A 22689-nucleotide genomic window follows, 5' to 3' on the forward strand; every position below is an offset into this window, starting at 1 on the left:
TTAACAAAGCTTTGTGGTACTTATTTCTTTGTCTGAACTCTTATTTCTCCTCTTTTTACACCGTATGTATTTTCTTTATTAACCGTGAAACTGGCAATTTTATCAGGCTTTATTGCTTCAAATTCAGTTTTGCTGACTTCTTTTCCGTCAACGAAAACTTTTATATCATCCCAGTCATTATTTATTTTAAACTTCTTCACACCGTTCACGGCAATATTTCCTGCAGCATCCTTCTTAATATAATCTGCCTGAAGCTCCATGGTTCTGCTTATTGGAAATGGTTTATCAGAACCTGAGCTTTTAAAGAAGTATACATTTCCCCTGGCGCCTTCCGAAATTCTTTTTAATGCTTCCTGTCTTGCTTCTTCGCCTATTTTTCTTGCTTTTTCTCCATCAATTCTTGCCTTTTCACCCTCAATTCTTGCTCTTTCTCCGGCTATTCTTCCTATTTCACCAGCTTTCATACCTTCGATACGGGCTTTCTCTCCTTCTATCCTGGCTTTTGCTGCCACTTTCATAGCTTTGCCTGCTTCTGCCATCACCTTACGTACTTCTTCTTTTTCTTTAGGGCTCAGGTCATTATAATTAACCGTATTGTTATTTTTAAAATAAACTACCCTCGGTTCTTTTGGTGGTGTAGGTGGAACCGGCAGTTTGCTTATTTTTGAAGCCTTTCTTGCCGCCCTTTTTGCCTCTTTTTCTATTTTACGAAGCTCTTTTTTATCAAGAGGATCCATATTTTCAAGTTCCTTCATCTGATTCTTCCATTCAGCAGAATTGAAATATTTATCCACTTCAACATCGGCAGACATCTCTCCTATTTCTGATGCCAGGTTGCTTATTTCTTCAATTTTCTTATCGAAGGCATCGCTTTCAGGTTCCAGACCTTCCAGTTCCTTCTCCTTTTCTTTTAACTTTTTTTCAATTTCAGCCAGTTTTGTATGGTCAGCCGGTGATACGGTTTTCAATCCTGTAGTTTTTTCAGGTCTTATCGTATCTTTCTTGATTTCTGAAACTACATTTTTTATAGAAAGGTTGGTTTCTTTGATTTCTTTGTTCTTGGCATTTACCATATAGGCAAAAGCTACTGAAAATAAAACCGGTAAGGCAAAAATTCTTCGCGCATATCCGAATTTGGTTTTTGGTTTTTGTAACATTTTAAGTCGTTTTTTTAGATTTGAATTTAGAAACGGACTGGCAGCAGGCAACTGTGTTCCGGAAAAGTGGCTTGCTAAAAGCATCTGCGCAAATGCTTTGGTATCCGATTGTTTTACGGCTTTTTTATCAGCCAGGTATTCATGGATCAGACTGATCTCTTTTTTGATGATATGAAAAAACGGATTGAACCAGAACACAGAGGTAATAATTTCAATAAAGATCTTATCGAAAGAGTGTTTCTGCTCAATATGAACCATTTCATGTTTTAAAATCTGCTCTCCTACATCGGAATTCAGCATAATGGTGTTTTTCCAGAAGAGGTTTTTAAAGTATGAAAACGGAGCTTCGGTCAGGTCTGTACGGTAAAAATTGATGCCGTCAAAACTTTCTTTCTGAAACTGTTTTTTAAGTTTCCGGATCTTAAGAATCCCGAAAATCAACTTCCCTAAAAAATAGAGAGAAACCAGTCCCAGAGCTGAAAAAATAATTCTAAAATAAATGTGGCCATTGTCTAGGTTTTTTTCTGTGTTAAAATTCTGTATTTTGTCAAGAAGCATATACATATCACTGTTCACTTCTATGGTAAAATCGTCTACCCTGATCAGGGGCAGCAGCAATGACACTATCATGGCAAACAGAAGGTAAAATCTGTTGTAATGATGGAATGTCTTGTCTTTTAAAGACAACTGATAGTATAAGAACATTACACCGGAGCACACAATTACTTTTCCCAAGTATAAAAATACAGTTTCCATGATCAGTTAGTTTTTCTTTTTGAGTTCGTTTAATAGCATTTCCAGGTCTTCTACCGTCATTTCATTCTTTTCTACAAGGAAAGAAACCGCACTTTTGTAAGAACCTTTAAAATAATTTTTAACAAGGCTTTTCATGGTTTTCCCGGAATACTGTTCTTTGGTAACCAACGGGAAATATTCATGCTGCCTGCCGTATACATGATAATCTACAAATTCTTTGTCTTTCAGGACTTTTAAAATCGTAGAAACCGTATTGGTATGCGGCTTCGGTTCCGGAAAGAGGTCCAGAATATCTTTCAGGAAACCTTTTTCGAGTTTCCATAAATACTGCATCACCTGTTCTTCTGCTTTTGTTAAATTCTGAATTTTCATATCCTGCTTATTTTTATCATAAATGTGATATCTAATTCATATCACTAATAAATTAGTTATACAAATGTAGAAATAAAATGGATTGAAACAACTATTTTTTTAGTGATAAAGAACGAAACAATATAAGTTATTGAAAATCAGGCAAATAAATTTTATTAAAATATGTTAAATTTTTAATATACCTCATTTATTGCCTGTTTAATATGCAGGAAAACTTCATAAATGGCTATAAATTCTTAAAACTTGTTAAATTTTATTAAATAAAATTAAAATGAATTTGTTTAAAGTGAGAAAATATATTTATTTTAGTGCTTTAAAAATTTCTCATGAAAAGATATAACTTATTGATTGTACTATTGCTGCTTATTTTTAACGTTACTACAGCTCAAAAAAAGAAGAATTCCCCGGCTGCAGATCTCAGTGTCTTAAAGGAAACCAAAACGAAGATTGAAAACACAGTTCCATTGGTCATCAAGCATCTTCAGACTATTGCTGATAAGGAGGGGGACAATAATATCCTTAACAACGGAAAAACAGCTTTAGGAAAAGAATATGGTATCCTGGAATCTGAATGGTTCCTGTACAGAAATAATATGAAGAACTGTATTCTGAACAATTCTTCCAAAAAAGCTAAAAAATGTATGGAATATCATACACAATACTTAAGAAATACATTCATCAACTATAACAATTATATCTCAAACCTTACCAGAAAGAACGGATACCTTGGTGTGGAAGGTGATACGAAATTTGATTTCAAGCCGGCAGATATCGCTACAAAACTAAGCGAAGCTTATTTCAACGCCAGTGATGCTGCAGGAAGAATGAAGGGAGACCAGAAAAAAGAATTTTTAGGACAGACCATGTCTGATGATAACAAACTTGCTCCTTACAGTCAGTTAGCTCAATAAAATCAGCCTAAACGATAATGATCCTGCTTCTTTAAGCAGGATTTTTTATTTTACAGCTTCAAATAAAAAAAGAGAACCGCAGATGCCGTTCTCTCTATAGTTAGAATATATACAAACATTAATCATTATTATATCCTAATGAAAAATTTAAGTCCTGAGAAAAAGATCTCCGCCGGAAGGCTGTTATGTATTAATCATAAAAACATTCGGGAAAAAGTAGAAAATGAGGCGGAGATCTTAAAAACATAAATAGGCTCTGAAACCGGTCTCCCGGTTAATTAAGAGCTGTACAAAAATATGATTTTGGAGCTGTCCCGCTAAAAAAAGGATGTAGAATTAAATAACATGCTTTGTAGAAGTAATACTACTTTTGAGACAATAGAGGACACAGCATTGAATACTTTTAAATAATAAATTTCATTTATACAGATTATAAAATACAGCACGTTTCGGATTTTATAACCGCAGCTAACTTTGGATCTTTGCATCACTCTATACAATAGTTATGAATGATATTATCCGAAGAATTGAAAACATAGATTGGGCAACCGTCACTGATAACCTACATCAAACTGGCTATGCCATTGTTCCTGAACTGTTATCAGATGATGAATGTGAAGCATTGAAATCAGAATACCATGCATCAGATTTATACCGGAAAACAGTAGTAATGGCCCGCCATCGTTTTGGATTGGGCGAATATAAATATTTCAATTATCCCCTTCCCGCTCTGATCCAGACTATAAGAACACGGATGTACCCGCATCTCGTTCCTGTTGCCAATGCTTGGTTTAAGGCACTGAACATCAACATAGATTTTCCACCGGAACATTCGGCATTGCTTCAGCAGTGTCACAGCAAAGGGCAGCATAAAGCAACCGTATTAATTTTAAAATACGGAAAAGGAGGCTTCAATACCTTACACCAGGACCTCTACGGAGATATTTACTTTCCCATCCAGATTGTTTTAATGCTGAACGAGCCAGGAAAAGACTTTACAGGTGGGGAACTTGTACTTACACAGCAGATTCCAAGAGCACAGTCCAAAGCAATAGTTTTAAATCCGGAGAAAGGAGACGCCCTGATTTTCACAACGCATTTCAAACCTGAAAAGGGAGTTAAAGGCTATTACAGGGTAAATATGAAACATGGCGTCAGTGAGGTAAAAGAAGGCAACCGCTATACATTGGGAATTATTTTTCATGATGCTGTCAGTTGATCTATGAAACGGCATACTGAAATTTCAGCCACCGTCTTAAGGAGTAAAATCAGAAGTAGGGAAATTAATTTCGGCGGAAATTCAAAATTAAAAATCTATGGTTTGCTCAGCTGCTCCTCCGGTAAAAGAATGAAAACAGAAAACAGGATCTTTTTTAAATCCGAAAAGGAAGCTCTGGAAAATAATTACCGTCCCTGTGGGCATTGCATGAGAGAAAAATATAAACAATGGAAAAATAAATTATAACCTGCAAATGTTAAAGATGTATTGCAATTCTAAATACAAAGGCATTAAGATAGGAATACTAAATCTTTAATAAACTGTATTTTAACATAATAAAAAATTCTAAAATTTACGAGTTCCCATAATTGGGAATAAAAAACATTTTGTAATATTGAGATACATAAATTAAGTATGAAAAAGAAATTAGTCTGTGCTTTTATAATTCTTTTTAGTGTCATTTTATCTGCCCAAGAAAAAGCTGTGATGGAAATTAATTATGAAACTAAAATGATTCCTGATAGTTTAAACAGGGATAAAGTTAATATCTTTTCCACTACTTTACTTTTTAATAATACTCAATCAATCTATTGTAGTAAGGAAGCTAAATTGTATTATAAAGGAACCCCAACAGAAACAATTACTACATCTGCAGGTCCGATTGCTAAATACCCTAAAACCACTGAGAGTATCTACAAGAATGGAGATATTATTACCGCTTCATTACCAGTTGGGAAATATGCCTTTACCTTTGAAGAGCCGAAATTGAAATGGGAAATACTAGACGAGAGAAAGGATATAAAAGGCTATAAATGCCAATTAGCTAAAACTCAAACTGATACCGGTCAAACTTTTTTTGCTTGGTTTACAAACGATATATCCATTCCTGAAGGACCTTTCAGATTCAAAGGTTTATCAGGTATAGTATTGGAAGTATATAATAAAAGCAAAACCATTGAAATATATGCTACAGATATTAAGAAATCTGAGGAGTTAATTGAGCCTTTAAAATATTACAACGAAGTGAAAGCTAAAACTAAAGCACAGTTTTTAGAAGCAAGAAAAAACTTTCATGAAAACCCATCTATGTACAATGGAAATATAAAAATTTTAGATGCCAATGGAAATGACAGAACCAAATTCATGATTGATCGTATAAAAAGTATCAATACATTTTTAGATTAACATTTTTAACCAACATAAAATTATGAAAAAATTATTATTTATCGGGTCAATGGCTCTTTCATCGTTAACTTTTGCTAACACTAAAGAAAAAGTTAAAGAAAACGGACATGAAATTAAAAAAGAACAGGCTTCAGATGTTAAAGAACTTACCTTGGAGCAAAAAGAAGCTTTAGCTTTGTATTTTAGATGGTGGTCTGTTGCTTTTACAAATGCATGTGGAAGTACCAGTACAATTTATTTTCAATCTGATAATCCTGACATGAGTCCAGCGTTTAATGATGAACTAGCTTATGCTGTTAATTCTAACTATGGTAATTGTTAAAAGAATTTAAGTATAAATATCCTCCTGCTTGGAAGCTATTTACATTTCATCTATTATTTTATCTGCATGTATAAAATACTAATTCGAGCGCTTGAAATCACAATAGGATTATTTTGTTTATCTTGAAAAGAAAAATTAAAAAACCCTGTATAACTTTCTGTTATACAGGGTTTAATTTAGTAGCGGGAACCGGACTCGAACCGATGACCTTCGGGTTATGAGCCCGACGAGCTACCTACTGCTCCATCCCGCGGTGTATCAGCTACCTACTGCTCCATCCCGCGGTGTATTTTTAGAGTGCTTACCGAAAGCACTTAACTTAGTAGCGGGAACCGGACTCGAACCGATGACCTTCGGGTTATGAGCCCGACGAGCTACCTACTGCTCCATCCCGCGGTGTATTTTTAGAGTGCTTACCGAAAGCACTTAATTAGTAGCGGGAACCGGACTCGAACCGATGACCTTCGGGTTATGAGCCCGACGAGCTACCTACTGCTCCATCCCGCGATATTGTGAGTGCAAAGATACGGCATTTTTTTGAAAATCCTAATTTTTCTTTTAAATAAAGGACTTTTATGAAAACTATTTTATTATTTGTATCTTTGTTTTATGGCAAAAATACTGAAAATTTACCCTGACAATCCTCAGGAAAATCTTGTGAATGAGGTCATTAAAACCTTACAAAACGGCGGACTTATTATCTATCCTTCAGATACGGTTTATGCCCTTGGATGTAACATTTTTGACATAAAAGCCATGGAAAAGCTGGCTCAGCTCAAAAAAGTAAAGCTCGAAAAGTCTCAGTTTTCTATTATCTGTAACGATTTAAGCCATCTTTCTGATTTTACAAGACCCATTGATACCTCCGTATTCAGGTTTCTGAAAAGCCATCTTCCGGGTCCTTTTACTTTTATCCTGGATGCCAATAAAAGCCTTCCGCTGGCCTATAAAAATCATAAGACCATCGGTATCCGTGTTCCTGACCATCCGATTCCGCAGCTTATTGTAGAAAAACTTGGCCATCCTATTGCATCAACCTCTATCAAAGATGATGACGAAATCATTGAATATTCAACCGACCCTGAACTGATTGCTGAAAAATATGACCACCTGGTGGATATTGTCATCGATTCCGGATATGGGGATAATGTGGCTTCCACTATTGTGGACCTCACTTCCGGAGAACCGGAAATTATCCGTCAGGGAAAAGGAATTATTTAATTGAAGATTAACAGCTGAGAGTGATCGTTGGAGATATGGGTTTGAACGGAAAATATGCGACAGGAATTCTTTTAACTTTTGTGCTTCTGGCTGCGGCAATGCTTTATTCTTTTCCCGTCATTTATTTTGTTACAGGAGTAAAAGCATTTACAGCAATTAATTTTTTTTACACAAGGATTGCCCTGTGGATAGTTCTTCTTTTAATTTTCCTGTACAATTTTTTCATAGAAAAGAATACTTTTCTGCTATGGAAAGAGAAAAAATATCCGGGATTATTCTACATTAAAGCCATAATAACTTTATATCTGATCTGTTCTTTCGGCAGTGCTTTCCTGAATTTTATGATCCAGATTTTTACCCATGAGAATTTAAGTAGAAAGATCGTTCAGATAGCCTCGCTTTTCAGGAATAATTTTCCATTGATTATCTCCATCTGCCTTACAGCAGGAGTTGTGGAAGAGCTTCTCATGCGGGGATATATACAGCCGAGAATTGAAAAAATATACGGTAACCAATACCTTGGCATTTTTGTTTCTGCCATGTTATTTGGGATTCTGCACATCACTTACGGGACGATAGGACAAGTTCTAATACCTTTCTTTATCGGAACTGTTTTTGCTGTTTTTTATAAAAAATATTCAAACATTAAAATCCTTATCATCTGCCATTGTATGTATGATTTTGTATCGATGATGATCATGAATTTTATTGACATTAAACATTTATCCGCCTTCTAAACATTATGAAAATTATAACTTCTCCAGCGAAACTGATGAACGTTGAGAATTCAACAGACCTTTTAAGAACCACCACTCCGAAATTCATCGAAGAAGCTGCTCTGATACAGTCTTATTTAAAACAAAAATCCCCGAAATATCTTTCCGAGCTCATGGAAATATCATCCAAGCTTGCTGACGAAAACTGGGAAAGAAACCAGAAATGGAAAGCCAAACCCACAGCCAAAGAATCAGCTCCTGCCCTATTTGCCTTTACAGGAGAGGTTTACAGAGGATTGGATGCCAAAACCTTAGATAAAGATGCCATTGATTATTTACAGAAAAATTACAGGATGCTTTCCGGGCTGTACGGCCTTCTGAAACCGTCCGACAAGGTCATGCTTTACAGGCTTGAAATGGGACGCCATTTTGAATTCGATCAATACAAAAACCTGTACGAATTCTGGAGGAAAAAAATTACGGACCAGCTTAATTCCGAGATGAAAAAGGGAGAAATTCTCCTTCACCTGGCCAGCAACGAATACGGAAAGGTGATAGACAGAAAAAAACTGAACCATAAGGTGATTGATTTTGATTTTTATGAGCAAAAAGACGGAAAACTGAAAACCATCGTTGTCTACACCAAGCATGCAAGAGGTCTTGTGGTAAGATTCTGTGCAGAAACCAATGCCAAAACTTTAGATGATGTAAAGGCATTCAACTATGAAGGCTACCTGATTGATGAGGAAAAATCTACAGACACAAAACTGGTTTTTACAAGATAAATGACAGTATCAGCATTCAAAAAATATTTTAAATCAGAACTTTCCACATTGTATAATGAATCGGAAAGTACTTTTTTATGTTCCGTTTTTATACAGAAAATTGTTGGTCTTAATTCATTCCACCAGAGAAAATTATCCGATCAGCCGCTTCTCATGGATGATGAACAAAAACTTCTTGAAGCTGTTTCAGAATTAAAAACCGGCAAGCCTTATCAACAAATCCTTGGAGAAACAGAATTTTATGGCATGTTGTTCTTCGTGGATGAACATGTACTGATTCCCCGTCCTGAAACGGAGGAATTGCTTGAAATTGCGATCCGAACCATCCGGCATTCTGGATTTCATCATCAAAATTTAAAAATTCTGGATATCGGAACCGGAAGCGGTGTAATTCCCCTGGTCTTAAAAAAGCATTTCCCCGAAGCAGAAATTTCATCCATTGATTTTTCTGAAAAAGCTTTGGAAACAGCAAAAAGAAATGCCGAATATCATCAGCTGGAAATCAATTTCATTCATGCAGATTATCTGAATTCAGAATTAACTGAGACATACGATGTTATTATTTCCAATCCTCCTTACATAGGAATTGAAGAGGAAACTGAAATTGCAGACTCTGTCAAGGGATTTGAGCCTAAAATGGCCCTCTTCTCCCCTGTTCAGGATGCACTGATCTTTTACCGCAAAATTGCTGTAGATTCAAAGCAACACCTGAAAGATAATGGTCTTCTTTTTTTAGAGATCAATCAAAAACTAGGTCCGGAAACATTGGAATTATACACTGACTCTTTTTCTGAGGCTCAACTTATTAAGGATTTATCCGAAAATGACCGTTTTATTTTTGGACGGAAATAACAACCAAATTATGGAAATCATCTCACATGTTGTCAACGATATAAAAATTGCAGAAATTATTTCTGATAAAACAGTTATCCAGTCTGTTCAGGATGGGCTGGATCTCCTCGGAGATATCTATTATCAGGGTTTCGATAAATTAATCGTCTATGAGAAAAATATCACTCCTGAATTCTTTGATCTGAAAACAAAAATAGCCGGGGATATTCTGCAGAAGTTCTCTAATTACCGGGTAAGCCTTGCCATTGTGGGAGATTTTGGAAAATACGAAAGCAAAAGCATCAGGGATTTTATTTTTGAAAGCAATAAGGCTAAGCATATCAACTTCACTGGAACATTGGAAGATGCTTTGAATAAACTGGGAAACTGATACTATCAGAAATATACATTTTTTATCAGCCACGAATTACGTAGATTTACACAAATATATTCACAAATAAAAATCTGGGTAATCTGCATAATCTGTGGGAGAAATAAACCCAGCTTTTTTAACGCAAAGTTTTACTATCTTACCATTTATTTAAAGAAAGCAAAGGTCGGATCAACAAAGTTGATCTGATGAAGCTTTTGGATAAACTATGCGTTATATATTATTCTTTTTTTCAAAAAATCTGATGGCATCCTCTATTGCTTTATCAACAGACTGATATGTAATTCTTAAATCCTCTACAGATTTCCTGTTTGAGTAAAAATTATCAATCCTCAGTGCTTTCATATTAGCAGAGCTTAAACTGATCTTTATTTTAAGCTTCCGCAAGCCATCACCGAACACTCCCAACATGGCCAGAACTAAATCAGGAATCGGGATCATAACAGGATTTTGCCTGGATATGGTATTTACTTTTTTGAAAAATTCTTTATAGGTAAGGTTTTCATTGGCTAACAGGTATTTCTCGCCTCTTTTCCCCTTCTCAACAGCTTTTATAATTCCTTCAGCAGCATCTTCCGCATGAACGAAATTTTTCCCGCCCTTAGGATAAAAAACTACCTTCTTTTTCCAGACCCAGAAAATAATTTTCCCCGAACTCGGTTTACGGTCGTAGGCTCCAATCATGAAAGTAGGATTTAAGATCACAACATTGGTTTCCCTGTTCTGCTGAAGGAGATAGTTTTCTGCTTCCAGCTTACTTTTCGCATAGTAAGAACTGGTAAAGGGATAAAGCTGTGGAGCCTGCTCATTTCCCCGGTCTGCAGAATTTCCGAATCCCAAAGTATTGGCAGTGCTCACAAACAGGAATTTTTTCACTCCTGCGGCCGTGGCTTTTGCAAAAAGATGAGCCGTAGCATCATAATTCGTTTTTTTATAATCCTCATAACTCAGCAGGTTCTGGCCGGTTTCTGCAGCGATATGGATAACAGCATCCACATTCTGCACATGTTCTGAAATATCCGAGAACAGATCACCTTCTATGCATCTGAGATTTTTGCTTTCCTCGCCCATCCAGCTGCTTTTCTTACGCACCAGAGCAATAACAGAATAATCATATTGTAATAATTTAATAATGGTATTAGTTCCCAGAAGACCTGTGGCTCCAGTCACGAAAACTTTTTTCATGCTTCAATTTCTTTTTTTATGGCACTGGTCATCAGAGGCAGCTTGATCCATATCGGCAGGATTTTCATCACCAGCCAGCTTATAGGATTCACCATAATAACGGAATCTCTTCTGAAAAGTTGTCTGATACAATAAGCGGCTACTTTGTTCGGATCCAGGAGGGTCAGCTTTCCTAAAGCACCCTGCTTTTCAATTCTTTTGCAGACGTCCTTGTTGGTTTTCATGGCACCGGGATTCACAACGCTTACAAAAACGTTTGTATCCTTAAGCTCTTCATAGAGACCTCTTGAAAATGAATGAATAAAGGTTTTGGAAGCCGGATATACTGTTTTGAAACCTATGGGTGAAAAAGCAGCCATACTTGACACATTCAGAATATAAGCTTCGGGCTGCCTTAAAAGATTGGGTAAGAGCTGATGGGTGATCAGGGATGTCGCTGTGACATTAACCTGCAGAATGGTGTTGATATAAGAGGACGAAGCATCTACAAACTTCTTGGTACCTCCAAGGCCTGCATTATTGATCAGGATATGGATTTCAAAGGATTTATTCAGCCATTCTGTTAGTTTCAATACATTTTCATTCACCGAAAGATCTGTTTCATAATAAGGTGCCCTGATCTGGTAAATTTTTTCAAGCTGTCGGGACAGTTCTTCAAGCTGCTGTCCGGGGAGACTTACTAAAATAACATTGATATTCTTGCTTGCCAGATTTTCAGCAAATGCCTTTCCAAGCCCCTGGCTTGCTCCGGTAACTACAGCATATGATTCTTTGGTATCCATAACACAATTTTATGGGACAAAGCTATTCTGAAAAAGGGTGTTGAATGTTCAGGATTATCCGAGTGAACTTATTTCCTCATCAAAAAAGCATGATGCACAAAAAGCTGAAAAACAATCATTTAAACAAACAAACACGTTAAAACTTATAAATCCGAACTATTTTTATATTCAGAAGGAGTCTGGCCGGTCAGTTTTTTAAAGGTGGTATTGAAAGAAGTTTTGGAATTGAATCCGGATTCGTAGGCAATTCCTAAAATTGACAATTTACTTTGAGAATCTTTAAGAAGTCTTTTGGCATATCCGATCCTGTATTCATTGACGTACTGGAAAAAGTTCTTTTTAAAACCGGTATTGATCACATACGAAAGATGATGGGTGGAAACAGACAACAGTTCGGAAAGCCTGATGAGGTTGAGTTCGCTGTCCAGATATGGTTTCTGCCTGTCCATGATTTCTTCCAGCTGGGTTTTAATTCTTATTAATTCTTCATCGGAGATCAGTTTTTTCTTTATTTCTTCTGTTTCCTGATCCTCATCAATGGAAATCAGCTCTTCACGCTGTTTTTCTTCCAAAGGATAAATTTCTTTCTGCTTCAAAGAATAATAGCCTACGGAATAAATAACCAGCAGAAAAGCTCCGTTAATGAAAAAATTCAACGCTTTTGAATCGTAGGATAAATTATAAACTACGTAGATAATATTGATAATAAAAATGATTATCGTAATGTACTCCAGCCAGTTGAGATTGATCCCTTCCGTATTGGCTGAAAACTGCTGAATCCTTTTCTTGTGTTTCTGAATGGTAAAATATGATAGACCGGTATAGAATATAGCCTGGAAAAGTATCAGCCCGATAAAAACATAATTAAAGATCGTCTGATCTTCAAATCCTCCAAAACGCTGCAATAAGATATTGATCCAAAAGATAAGCGGAAGAATAAAATATTTCAGATCTGAAACTCTAAATTTAAATGAAGGATTGGTGTAAAATAACACACTAAAATAGAACATAACCGGAGTCAGAAACTGAATGATCTGAACTGAAACTATAGACTGAACATCAACCGGAGCCCCTTTTACAAGTGTAAGAATCTCATCCAGCCAGAAACTTGACCACAAAAACAGAAATATTCCGAACCAGAAATTGGCTTTTCTGTTAACCTTTAACGGATTGGACAGTTTCAATAAAGAAAGCAGAACCAATGAACCATAGATTAATACAACGATGAAACGGTTTAATTCTGATGTGTTCATTGGTTCTGATATTTTAGTAAAGATAAATTTTTATCCTATTCTTTTCCTGACAAAAATTTCATAGCCCAGATAAATCAGCGGAAGTGACATGATTCCCAGGTACAGAGCATTATGCATTGCCGTATCCGGAGCTACAGCTATTGCATACACCAACCCGAAAAAAGCGCCTCCAAGGTGTGCAGCATGCCCGATATTATCATGCTGTCTCGGATTCATCATCATATAGACCGAATATCCGAAATACAGAAGTCCGAAAAGGTATCCCTTAACCGGAATAGGAATAAAGAAAATATAAATTCCAATATCCGGGATCATCGCTATGGAAGCAAACAATATTCCTGAAACACCTCCACTCGCTCCTACTGCAGAATACCATGGCTGTTTCTGATAAATATAAAGGGATAGAAAATTTCCCAGCAATATAGAACCTAAATAGATGATGGCAAAACCTATGTTTCCAAAAGTCTGGATGACGATAGGGCCAAAGAAATACAGGGTCATCATATTAAAAACCAGGTGCATGATGTCGGCATGCAGGAATCCTGATGAAAGCAGGCGGATGTATTCTTTTCTGTGCAGGATCGCTCCTACACTGAACTTATATTTTTCAGTAATACCGGGATTGTTAAAAGCAACAAAACTGATAATAGCTGTAATGATAATAAATAAGATGAGAATATTCATAAGTTTAATTCTTAATTTTCGGGTTCTCCTGTTTCAAACAAGTCTCCAATTACGGTCCGGTCGTCATCTACAATACCGTCTCCTGTTTCGGGTTCTTCATATACTTCCGGCTCCTCTTCCACAGGTTCAGGAATGGTAATATTGATTGTTTTCACTTTAAATTTCGTGAACTGGTTTCCAATTGCCTTGATTCCTTTTACTGCAATGAATTCATCTATCTGTACGGTTTCAGGCTCGCGTTCTTTACCTTTATCTTTAGCAAAGATGATCTCGGCCGTAGCTCCGTCAGCTACAATCACATTTTCAATAAATGATTTCGGGTGTTCCGAAGGCATAAAAGTCTGTATATTCACGGTATTTTCCAGCAGGAATCTTTTGATAAAATACATGTCTTTTTCCCCGTCATAATAAATACAGGTTATCGGCTGTTGCGGCTTCCATTTTTCCAGGACGAGGTATTCATCATCGAAGCGGTTGCCCAGATCGAAAGAGACCAGCTTCACTTCGCCGTTTGTATTGATCGTCAGGATCCTGTCATCCCCTTTAAAGCTTCCCAGAAGGGTTCCTCTGCCATCAGCATTGAGTCTTCTTACCGTATCATCAAACCAGATTTTTCTAGGGGCAAGCGTAGAAACGCCCTCCTCTTTCATATCTACTTTTTTCACAGAATATTTGGTAACCAGATTTCCTTTGGAATCTCTTCCTTTGATAGCCAGGTCAGAAAAGTCAATTTCCATTTTATTTTTCCTGATCCTCGGATTCGGTTTTAAAAGAACGGTTACCGTTTCTGCTTCTCCATTAGGATTGGCCGAGAAATACAGGGTTTCCGAACCTTTTTTATCAGAAGCCAGCGGATAATCCGTGTTTCGGGTTACTGCCGTTACGGAAAAACGTTTCATGTAGTAAGGTCCGTCCCTTCCTTCACGGTAAATCATGTTGTAGACGGTTCTTTTGTCATTTTTCTTCCATATGGCCACGTGCAGGATATCTTTCCCTACGAATGTCTTGGCCTCTACCTTCACCACCTTCATCGTTCCGTCTTTCCGGAATATAATGATATCGTCGATATCGGAACAGTCGAACAGATACTGGTCTTTCTTCAGTGAAGTTCCAATGAATCCTTCCTCAAAATTGGCGTAGAATTTTTCATTGGCCACCGCTACTTTCGTAGCATCAATCGTGTCAAAGATTCTCAGCTCAGTTTTTCTCTGCCTGTCTTTTCCGTATTTCTTCTGGATATTCAGATAATAATCAATAGCATAGGCGATCAGGTTGGCAAGATGATGCTTTACCTGCTCTATTTTGCCTTCAAGGGCAGCAATATTTTCTTTAAATTTATCTAAATCGAATCTTGATATCCTTTTGATCCTGATCTCGGTCAGTTTTAAAATATCTTCCTCCGTCACTGCTCTTAAAAGATGCTTGGTATGAGGTTTTAATCCGGCATCAATGGTTTTAATTACCTCTTCCCAGGTTTTTACTTCTTCAATGTCATGATAGATCCTGTTTTCTATAAATATTCTTTCCAGTGAAGAGAAATGCCAGCTTTCCTGAAGCTCATGAAGTTCAATTTCCAGCTCTTTTTTAAGCAATGAAACTGTATGATCCGTATTCATTTTCAGAATATCGGAAACATTCATGAACATCGGTTTATCACCAACAATCACACATGCATTGGGTGAAATGGTTACCTGGCAGTCTGTAAATGCATACAGCGCATCGATGGTTTTGTCCGGCGACACATCGTTATGAAGATGGACAAGGATTTCTACGGTATCCGAAGTGTTATCCTCAATCTTTTTGATCTTGATCTTTCCTTTTTCATTAGCCTTCAGGATAGAATCGATCAGGTCGCTTGTCGTTTTTGAGAAAGGTAGCTCAGAAATCACCAGCGTATGTTTATCAGTCTGGGTTATTCTGGCCCTGGCTCTTACTTTCCCTCCTCGATGCCCATCATTGTATTCGGAGACATCAAGGTAACCTGCCGTCATAAAATCCGGGAAGAGTTCAAATTTCTTTCCTTTTAAATATGCAACAGACGCATTGATCAGTTCATTGAAATTATGGGGAAGAATTTTTGTAGAAAGCCCTACACCAATTCCTTCCACTCCCTGTGCAAGCAGCAACGGGAATTTTACTGGAAGATCAATAGGCTCGTTATTTCTGCCGTCATAGGATTTTGCCCATTCCGTCGTTTTGGGGTTAAAGACCACTTCCAATGCGAAAGGAGTCAGTCTGGCTTCAATATATCTTGCCGCCGCCGCAGAATCTCCGGTATAAATATTCCCCCAGTTTCCCTGGGTATCTATCAGGAGCTCTTTCTGGCCAATCTGTACCATTGCATCCGTAATGGAAGCGTCCCCGTGGGGATGGTATTTCATGGTATTTCCTACGATATTGGCTACTTTGTTGTAACGGCCGTCTTCCAGCTCCCGCATAGAGTGCATGATCCTTCTCTGAACAGGCTTAAGCCCATCATAGACGGAAGGAATCGCTCTATCCAGAATTACATAGGAAGCATAGTCCAGAAACCAGTCTTTATAAAGTCCCGAGACTTTTTTCAAGCTCTCACCTTCGTGCGAGTTTTCTTCTGTCGTCATCTCTTTTAATCGTTATTCTCTTTATTAGTTTTTACTACTTTATTCAGAGAGAGTTTTAAATCGTTTATTTCTTTTTGGCTCAAATAGGATATTTCATATTTGAGTATGGTAGAACCTGTATTTTTACTTGAAATGGTAACGTATAGTCTTTTAATAAAAAAAATACGGACAATCTCATATTTTATCAGTTTATATTTGGGAAATTCGTCATGAAGCGGCCTGTCTAAAAAAGGAATGATATTCCTGTTCTTAAAGTTCAGAGCCTCTCCATCACTGTCATACTCAAATATCTGCCTGCCGTTAAGGTGAAAAATCACCAGCAGCAGGATGGGAACAATAAGGAAAATATAACTTTCATTTCCTACAGCGTGGAATCTGTATTCGTTCAACAAAAATGCTGCAATTCCAAATATGGCCATCATTACAAGTAATGTATGAGCAAAATTGTAAATTGAAGCTTTGTTGCGGTTGCTAAGTCTCATTTGTGATAGGTGTTTTAGTTTAGTATTAGCCTGCTACCTCATCCAGCATTTCTTTTTTATCAATATCGGGATCTTCTATAACAAGGTTTTCAAGAATAAACACCTGCCTGTCCGGTGTATTCTTCCCCATATAGAATTCCAGCAACTGATCTATTGTCTGATCTTTTCCTATTACCACGGGCTCCAGACGGATATCTTTGCCAATGAAGTGCTTGAACTCGTCCGGAGAAATCTCTCCCAGACCCTTAAATCGGGTGATCTCCGGGTTTTTACCAAGCTCGTTCAGTGCTTTTATTCTTTCCGCTTCGGTGTAGCAGTATCTTGTTTCCTTTTTATTTCTCACCCGGAACAATGGGGTCTGAAGAATATAAAGGTGTCCATTCTTGATCAGATCAGGGAAAAACTGAAGGAAGAATGTAATCATCAGCAGACGGATGTGCATACCATCCACATCGGCATCGGTGGAGATAATCACCTGGTTATATCGTAGATCTTCAAGGCTTTCTTCAATATTCAAAGCGGCCTGAAGGAGGTTAAATTCTTCATTTTCGTACACCACTTTTTTAGTCAGCCCATAGCAGTTCAGCGGTTTTCCTTTTAATGAGAATACGGCCTGGGTTTCCACATCCCTGGACTTGGTAATGGATCCGGATGCAGAATCTCCCTCGGTAATGAAGATTTGGGTCTCCCCTTTTCTTTCATTTTTCTGGTCGTTATAATGCTGTCTGCAATCCCGGAGCTTTTTATTGTGAAGGGATACTTTTTTAGCTCTTTCTCTTGCCAGTTTCTGAATTCCTGAAAGTTCTTTTCTTTCTCTTTCGGAGATCAGGATTTTTCGTTGGATTGCTTCGGCAATTTCAGGATTTTTGTGAAGGAAATTATCCAGCTTACTTTTCAGAAAATCAATGATGAATGTCCTTACGGTAGGACCATTCGGTCCCATATCATTGGAACCCAGCTTTGTTTTGGTCTGGGATTCGAATACAGGCTCCTCTACATTGATAGAAATGGCTGCAATAATAGATTTCCTGATGTCTGAGGCATCAAAATTTTTATTGAAGAATTCGCGGATCGTTTTTACATACGCTTCGCGGAAGGCATTAAGGTGCGTTCCTCCCTGCGTGGTGTTCTGTCCGTTTACGAAAGAAAAATAAGTTTCTGTCTGTGATTTGTCGGAATGGGTGATCGCCAATTCTATATCGGTGTCTTTCAGGTGAACGATGGAGTACAGAATTTCGTTCTCCATTTCTTCTTCCAAAAGATCTTTAAGACCATTTTCAGAATAATAGGTTTCCCCGTTGAAAAGAATTTTCAGCCCCGGGTTCAGATACGCATAATTGCGCAGCATTTTCTCTATGTATTCCTTTCTGTATTTGAAATGAAGGAAGATCTCCCCGTCCGGAATAAAGGAAATTTCAGTCCCATTGCGGTCTGAGGTATCTTTTTCATCGTAATTTTCCGTTATAATTCCTCTGGAAAACTCGGCCATCTTCATTTTTCCTTCACGGAAAGAGCGTACCCGGAAATATTCTGAAAGGGCATTAACGGCTTTGGTACCTACTCCGTTCAGTCCGACCGATTTTTTGAAGGCCTTGCTGTCATACTTACCACCCGTATTCATTTTAGAAACAGCATCTACAACTTTTCCCAGGGGAATCCCTCGGCCAAAGTCACGGATGGTAACTTTACCGTCATCCAGTTTTATTTCAATTCTTTTTCCTGCTTTCATCCTGAACTCATCGATAGAGTTATCGAGAATTTCTTTCAGCAGTATGTAAATACCGTCATCAGCAGAGGAGCCATCCCCGAGCTTCCCGATGTACATTCCGGGGCGCAAACGGATGTGTTCCTGCCAATCGAGGGTTCTGATATTATCTTCGGAGTAGATTGGATTTATTTCTTGTGACATATGTAATTTCAGCAAACATACAAAAGTACGAAATTGTACAAAATTATCCGAATTTTTTCGATCCGTTTTTTTCAATTTTTAACCTGAAATAATGTACTATTCTTAATCAAATTCTGTATTCACAGAATTAATCAATTTGAAGTGAAAAAATTATTTATTCTTTTCTCATTTTTTCATTTCATGATTTTTAAAAGCAACTTACCGGATGTTTTTATGCGTAAAAAGAATGAGTTTTTACACAAAATTGAAAATTTGGAATAAAACAGCGGGATTATTCTTTCCAAACAGTCTTTTTATATCTTTCTGTTTCATGATTGCGAAAAATAAATTAAATTCGGATCCATAAACCGATCTTCATGATACAACTTCCATTATCCAAGCTTTCGAATGTAGGAACTACTATTTTCAGCCAGATGACACAGCTCGCCAATGAAAATGAGGCCATCAATCTTTCCCAGGGATTTCCGGATTTTATGCCGGATCCTGAACTGCTGGATCTGGTCAACAATTTTATTCAGAAAGGATTCAACCAATATGCTCCGCTGGGGGGAATGATGCCGCTCAAGGAGGAAATTGCCAGAAAAATAGAGAATAGCCACCGTGCCGTTTATCATCCCGATTCCGAGATTACTGTGACCGCAGGAGGAACTCAGGCCATTTTTACAGCCATTGCCGCTTTTGTAAAGAAAGACGATGAAGTTATTATTTTTGAGCCTGCTTACGACTGTTATGAGCCAACAGTAGAACTTTTTGGAGGAATTGTAAAACGTTTTGAGATGAAAGCTCCGGATTATGAGATCGACTGGAATACAGTAAAAGGCCTGGTGAGCGATAAAACCAAAATGATCATCCTGAATAACCCAAATAATCCTTCCGGAAAGATTTTAAAAGAGAATGACCTGCAGGAACTGATCAAGCTTGTAAAAGATACTTCAATTCTTATTCTGAGTGATGAAGTATATGAGAACATTGTATTTGACGGAAAACAACATCTGAGCATCTGCAGGTATCCTGAACTTAAGGAAAGAAGTCTCCTGATTGCTTCCTTTGGAAAGCTTTTCCATGTTACGGGCTGGAAAACAGGTTATTGTGCTGCTCCAAAAAATCTCACTGATGAATTCAGAAAAGTACACCAGTTCAATGTTTTCTGTGTGAATACCCCTATCCAGCTTGCTTTGGCTGAATATATGAAAAATGATGAGCATTACAGCCAGCTGAACGGTTTCTTCCAGGAAAAAAGAGATTTCCTGAGAAAAGGCCTTGCGGGAACCTCTTTCGGGCTTCTGGACTGTGAGGGAACCTACTTCCAGGCTCTTACCTATGATAAAATATCCGATAAAAATGATTTCGATTTTGCTTCTGAGCTTACGATCCGTCATAAAGTGGCCAGCGTTCCTTTTTCATCTTTTTATAAAAACAAAAGGAATGATCACGTGATCCGGCTATGCTTTGCAAAAAAACAGGAAACACTGGAAAAAGCAATAGAAAACCTTTCCAGGCTTTAAATGTCAAATCAGCGGAGAAAGAAGCCTGGCCATATGCTCAAAGAAGACTTTGTATTTTGGCCTTTTTCTCCATGAATTGTAATGAATTTCTTCACAATCGTTCATATCTCCATGAAACAGATCCTGAAGCTCTTCATTGATTTCTTTATTAAAAATCAGCGCATTGACCTCAAAATTCAGTTCCTGACTTCTTACATCCATATTGGCCGTGCCCACACATGAAAAATGATCATCTATAATCATTGTTTTCGCATGAATAAAACCTTTTTTGTAAAAGAAAATCCTCACCTTATTCTCGAGCAGCTCTTCGTAGTAAGAATAGGCCGCTGCATTCACCACTCTTGAATCACCGGACTTAGGCACCATAAGCCTCACATCTACCCCGGAAATGGCAGCCTGTTTAATTGCGTTCAGCACAGTTTCTACCGGAATGAAATAAGGGGTGACAATATATATTCGTTTTTTAGCCGAAAGCACTGCTGATGCGGTACTGAGCATAATGGAAGGTTTGGTATCCGGTCCGCTGGCTGCCGTCTGAATAAGTGAGTTTCCTTTTTCCTTACTTTTATGATCAAAGTAAAGCTGGGAAATTTCAGGAACTTTCTCCGTTGCAAAAATCCAGTTGCTGAAAAATAAAAACTGGAAGTAAAAAGCCGCCTCACCTTTCATATAAAGATGAACATCTCTCCAATACTGATGGGGATTAGGATTAATATACTTATCAGAAACATTGATTCCGCCTGTAAAAACTTCTGCACCATCCACAATAATGATCTTTCTGTGGTCCCTGTAATTGACCCTGTTCGCGAGAAGCCTGAAGGTGATTTTATTGACCGGAGATACCTGAATACCTCCTTCTTTCAGCCTTTTCAAAAGCTGGCGCCCGATTTTCCCACTACCCATATCATCATAAAGAAAACGGATGATTACCCCCTCTTTTGCCTTTTTGATCAGCAGATCAGCAAGCCTGTTTCCTATTTCATCATTATCATAAATATAATATTCAAGGTGGATATGGTGAACCGCTCCTTCAATGACTTTAAATACTTTTTCAAATTTACCTTCCCCATTGATCAGGATTTCCGCATGATTTCCCTGTGACAGTGGAGAGTGACCGGCATTGTAAAGAAAATTAACAGTGGTTAAAAACGGATCTACTTCATTTTTATACTTTTCCAAAGTTTTGTAATGGGTTTCCCGGATATAAGTGCTCACAGCCTGATAAACCTGCTCGTTCCGCTCTATTTTGAAGGTATAAAATTTATTTTTGCGGTAGTTAACCCCAAATACAAAGTAGATGATAATCCCTAAAATCGGAATAAAGATAATCAGCAAGAGATAAGCAAGGGTCTTACTCGTATTTTTGGTATCCATGATGATCTTACCGGCCAGAAAAATAATTCCGACAAGATAAAGAATCTCTAGCCCTACAAGAATATAGGGAAACTGGTCGAAAAACTCTTTTATCATAGGAATAACTTTGTGAATACTAAAGATAGTTAAATTTGTTAAAAGATCCGTGACTTTTCGTTTACCTTATTATATTCAAAAAAACCAGCCCTTTTTAGAACTGGTTTTTTTAAACTATACGATGTAATTATTTCTACAAGAACATTCCTCCTGAAGCTTCTATTCTCTGTCCGTTGATCCATCCGGCATCGTCGGTACAAAGAAAAGCTACAACTCCACCGATGTCATCCGGTAGTCCGGCTCTTCCCAATGCAGTAACACCGGAAATCATTGAATTTACATTCTGATCATCCCTTGTTCTTCCACCACCAAAATCAGTTTCAATAGCACCCGGCGCAATAACGTTTGCTCTTATTTTATGGGAACCAAGCTCTTTTGCCATATATTTGGTCAACATTTCCACACCGGCTTTCATAGAACCATAAACGGACGATCCCGGCAGGGCAAATCTTGCAAGTCCTGATGAAATATTGATGATTCCTCCACCGTCATTGATAAAAGGAAGCATTTTCTGAGTCAGAAAGAAAACGCCTTTAAAATGAACATTGACAATGTCGTCCAACTGTTCTTCAGTGGTTTCTGTAATGGGAGAATATAAGGCTGTTCCCGCATTGTTGATCAGGAAATCTATGTTTGGGCTTCCCGTTTCGGTTTTCAGGTGGTCTGTAACACTTTTCACAAATGCATCAAAGCTTTTTACATCCCTGGTGTCCAGCTGGTAAGCGGCTGCATTCTGTCCCAATGCCTTTATTTCGCTGACTACAGCATCAGCTTCTTCACGGCTGTTTTTATAGGTAATAATGACGTCCAGTCCTTTTTGGGCAATCTTAAGGGCTGCATTTTTTCCAAGCCCGCGGCTTCCTCCGGTGATTAATGCAATTTTTGTTTTTGTATTCATCTTTTTATATTGTTTGGTAATATTTAATGGTACAAAGTTGGAGAATTCCACCGAA

22 protein-coding genes and 3 tRNA genes are annotated in these 22689 nt (G+C 37.6%); 11 read left to right on the plus strand and 14 right to left on the minus strand.

What is annotated here, in order from left to right; translation table 11 throughout:
• Nucleotides 1-20: 20 nt before the first annotated feature.
• Complete coding sequence (locus ACM40_RS19285) at nucleotides 21-1913, minus strand: M56 family metallopeptidase (protein ID WP_048504400.1); 1893 nt, start codon at nucleotides 1911-1913, stop codon at nucleotides 21-23.
• 6 nt (nucleotides 1914-1919) lie between these two features.
• Nucleotides 1920-2285: a BlaI/MecI/CopY family transcriptional regulator gene (locus ACM40_RS19290; protein WP_040994660.1), complete on the minus strand. Its 366-nt coding sequence runs from the start codon at nucleotides 2283-2285 to the stop codon at nucleotides 1920-1922.
• 326 nt (nucleotides 2286-2611) lie between these two features.
• On the opposite strand from ACM40_RS19290, the gene ACM40_RS19295 reads away from it, so the two are divergent.
• The 5 genes from ACM40_RS19295 (at nucleotide 2612) to ACM40_RS19315 (ending at nucleotide 5922) form a co-directional block, all read left to right on the plus strand.
• A complete protein-coding gene (locus tag ACM40_RS19295) occupies nucleotides 2612-3196 on the plus strand; it encodes a hypothetical protein (protein ID WP_048504401.1) in 585 nt (194 codons plus the stop codon).
• A gap of 505 nt (nucleotides 3197-3701) precedes the next feature.
• Nucleotides 3702-4415 carry a 2OG-Fe(II) oxygenase gene (locus tag ACM40_RS19300; protein WP_048504402.1) on the plus strand — a complete coding sequence of 238 codons (714 nt, stop codon included), beginning with the start codon at nucleotides 3702-3704 and terminating at the stop codon, nucleotides 4413-4415.
• A 3-nt stretch (nucleotides 4416-4418) separates the two neighbouring features.
• Nucleotides 4419-4661: an Ada metal-binding domain-containing protein gene (locus tag ACM40_RS19305; protein ID WP_048504403.1), complete on the plus strand. Its 243-nt coding sequence runs from the start codon at nucleotides 4419-4421 to the stop codon at nucleotides 4659-4661.
• A 168-nt stretch (nucleotides 4662-4829) separates the two neighbouring features.
• Nucleotides 4830-5600 carry a GLPGLI family protein gene (locus ACM40_RS19310; protein ID WP_048504404.1) on the plus strand — a complete coding sequence of 257 codons (771 nt, stop codon included), beginning with the start codon at nucleotides 4830-4832 and terminating at the stop codon, nucleotides 5598-5600.
• Between the two features lie 22 nt (nucleotides 5601-5622).
• Nucleotides 5623-5922, plus strand: a complete 300-nt coding sequence (locus ACM40_RS19315) for a hypothetical protein (RefSeq protein ID WP_048504405.1) — start codon at nucleotides 5623-5625, stop codon at nucleotides 5920-5922.
• 180 nt (nucleotides 5923-6102) lie between these two features.
• On the opposite strand, the gene ACM40_RS19320 is transcribed toward ACM40_RS19315, so the two are convergent.
• From ACM40_RS19320 to ACM40_RS19330, 3 genes are all read right to left on the minus strand, one after another.
• Nucleotides 6103-6175, minus strand: a tRNA-Met gene (locus ACM40_RS19320).
• Nucleotides 6176-6245: 70 nt separating this feature from the next.
• A tRNA-Met gene (locus ACM40_RS19325) sits at nucleotides 6246-6318 on the minus strand.
• 38 nt (nucleotides 6319-6356) lie between these two features.
• Nucleotides 6357-6429: transfer RNA gene (locus ACM40_RS19330), tRNA-Met, on the minus strand.
• A 102-nt stretch (nucleotides 6430-6531) separates the two neighbouring features.
• Here ACM40_RS19330 and ACM40_RS19335 point away from each other — a divergent pair.
• The 5 genes from ACM40_RS19335 to ACM40_RS19355 are packed head-to-tail and all read left to right on the plus strand — an operon-like array spanning nucleotide 6532 to nucleotide 9866.
• Nucleotides 6532-7143, plus strand: coding sequence for an L-threonylcarbamoyladenylate synthase (locus ACM40_RS19335; RefSeq protein ID WP_048504406.1), 612 nt, complete (start codon nucleotides 6532-6534; stop codon nucleotides 7141-7143).
• Between the two features lie 20 nt (nucleotides 7144-7163).
• Complete coding sequence (locus ACM40_RS19340; protein ID WP_131705392.1) at nucleotides 7164-7880, plus strand: CPBP family intramembrane glutamic endopeptidase; 717 nt, start codon at nucleotides 7164-7166, stop codon at nucleotides 7878-7880.
• Nucleotides 7881-7885: 5 nt separating this feature from the next.
• Nucleotides 7886-8644: a peroxide stress protein YaaA gene (gene yaaA / locus ACM40_RS19345; RefSeq protein ID WP_048504408.1), complete on the plus strand. Its 759-nt coding sequence runs from the start codon at nucleotides 7886-7888 to the stop codon at nucleotides 8642-8644.
• A complete protein-coding gene (gene prmC, locus ACM40_RS19350) occupies nucleotides 8645-9496 on the plus strand; it encodes a peptide chain release factor N(5)-glutamine methyltransferase (protein ID WP_048504409.1) in 852 nt (283 codons plus the stop codon).
• Nucleotides 9497-9506: 10 nt separating this feature from the next.
• On the plus strand, nucleotides 9507-9866 hold the full coding sequence (locus ACM40_RS19355) for a DUF4180 domain-containing protein (protein WP_048504528.1): 360 nt from the start codon (nucleotides 9507-9509) through the stop codon (nucleotides 9864-9866).
• Nucleotides 9867-10079: 213 nt separating this feature from the next.
• Here ACM40_RS19355 and ACM40_RS19360 read toward each other — a convergent pair whose 3' ends face one another.
• The 7 genes from ACM40_RS19360 to ACM40_RS19390 form a co-directional block, all read right to left on the minus strand.
• Complete coding sequence (locus ACM40_RS19360; RefSeq protein ID WP_048504410.1) at nucleotides 10080-11051, minus strand: NAD-dependent epimerase/dehydratase family protein; 972 nt, start codon at nucleotides 11049-11051, stop codon at nucleotides 10080-10082.
• Nucleotides 11048-11833 (minus strand): SDR family NAD(P)-dependent oxidoreductase, encoded by a 786-nt coding sequence (locus ACM40_RS19365; RefSeq protein ID WP_048504411.1) that lies wholly within the window; start codon nucleotides 11831-11833, stop codon nucleotides 11048-11050. The genes ACM40_RS19360 and ACM40_RS19365 overlap by 4 nt, the downstream gene beginning before the upstream one ends.
• 143 nt (nucleotides 11834-11976) lie before the next feature.
• Nucleotides 11977-13086, minus strand: a complete 1110-nt coding sequence (locus ACM40_RS19370) for a helix-turn-helix domain-containing protein (protein ID WP_048504412.1) — start codon at nucleotides 13084-13086, stop codon at nucleotides 11977-11979.
• 30 nt (nucleotides 13087-13116) lie between these two features.
• On the minus strand, nucleotides 13117-13770 hold the full coding sequence (locus tag ACM40_RS19375; RefSeq protein ID WP_048504413.1) for a rhomboid family intramembrane serine protease: 654 nt from the start codon (nucleotides 13768-13770) through the stop codon (nucleotides 13117-13119).
• Nucleotides 13771-13781: 11 nt separating this feature from the next.
• The gene (locus ACM40_RS19380; RefSeq protein WP_048504414.1) at nucleotides 13782-16370 is read right to left on the minus strand and encodes a DNA gyrase/topoisomerase IV subunit A; all 2589 of its coding nucleotides are present in this window, start codon (nucleotides 16368-16370) and stop codon (nucleotides 13782-13784) included.
• 5 nt (nucleotides 16371-16375) lie between these two features.
• A complete protein-coding gene (locus ACM40_RS19385; protein ID WP_228376223.1) occupies nucleotides 16376-16792 on the minus strand; it encodes a hypothetical protein in 417 nt (138 codons plus the stop codon).
• 85 nt (nucleotides 16793-16877) lie between these two features.
• Complete coding sequence (locus ACM40_RS19390; RefSeq protein ID WP_048504416.1) at nucleotides 16878-18761, minus strand: DNA topoisomerase IV subunit B; 1884 nt, start codon at nucleotides 18759-18761, stop codon at nucleotides 16878-16880.
• A 356-nt stretch (nucleotides 18762-19117) separates the two neighbouring features.
• Here ACM40_RS19390 and ACM40_RS19395 point away from each other — a divergent pair, with 356 nt between their 5' ends.
• Nucleotides 19118-20266 carry a methionine aminotransferase gene (locus tag ACM40_RS19395; RefSeq protein WP_048504417.1) on the plus strand — a complete coding sequence of 383 codons (1149 nt, stop codon included), beginning with the start codon at nucleotides 19118-19120 and terminating at the stop codon, nucleotides 20264-20266.
• 3 nt (nucleotides 20267-20269) lie between these two features.
• Here the strand turns inward: ACM40_RS19395 and cls are convergent, their stop codons facing one another.
• Together cls and ACM40_RS19405 are read right to left on the minus strand one after the other, a co-directional pair.
• A complete protein-coding gene (gene cls, locus ACM40_RS19400; RefSeq protein WP_048504418.1) occupies nucleotides 20270-21736 on the minus strand; it encodes a cardiolipin synthase in 1467 nt (488 codons plus the stop codon).
• 133 nt (nucleotides 21737-21869) lie between these two features.
• On the minus strand, nucleotides 21870-22634 hold the full coding sequence (locus ACM40_RS19405; protein WP_048504529.1) for an SDR family NAD(P)-dependent oxidoreductase: 765 nt from the start codon (nucleotides 22632-22634) through the stop codon (nucleotides 21870-21872).
• Nucleotides 22635-22689 lie beyond the last annotated feature (55 nt).

It is taken from the genome of Chryseobacterium sp. BLS98 (assembly GCF_001045445.1).
In the GTDB taxonomy this organism is placed as follows: domain Bacteria; phylum Bacteroidota; class Bacteroidia; order Flavobacteriales; family Weeksellaceae; genus Chryseobacterium.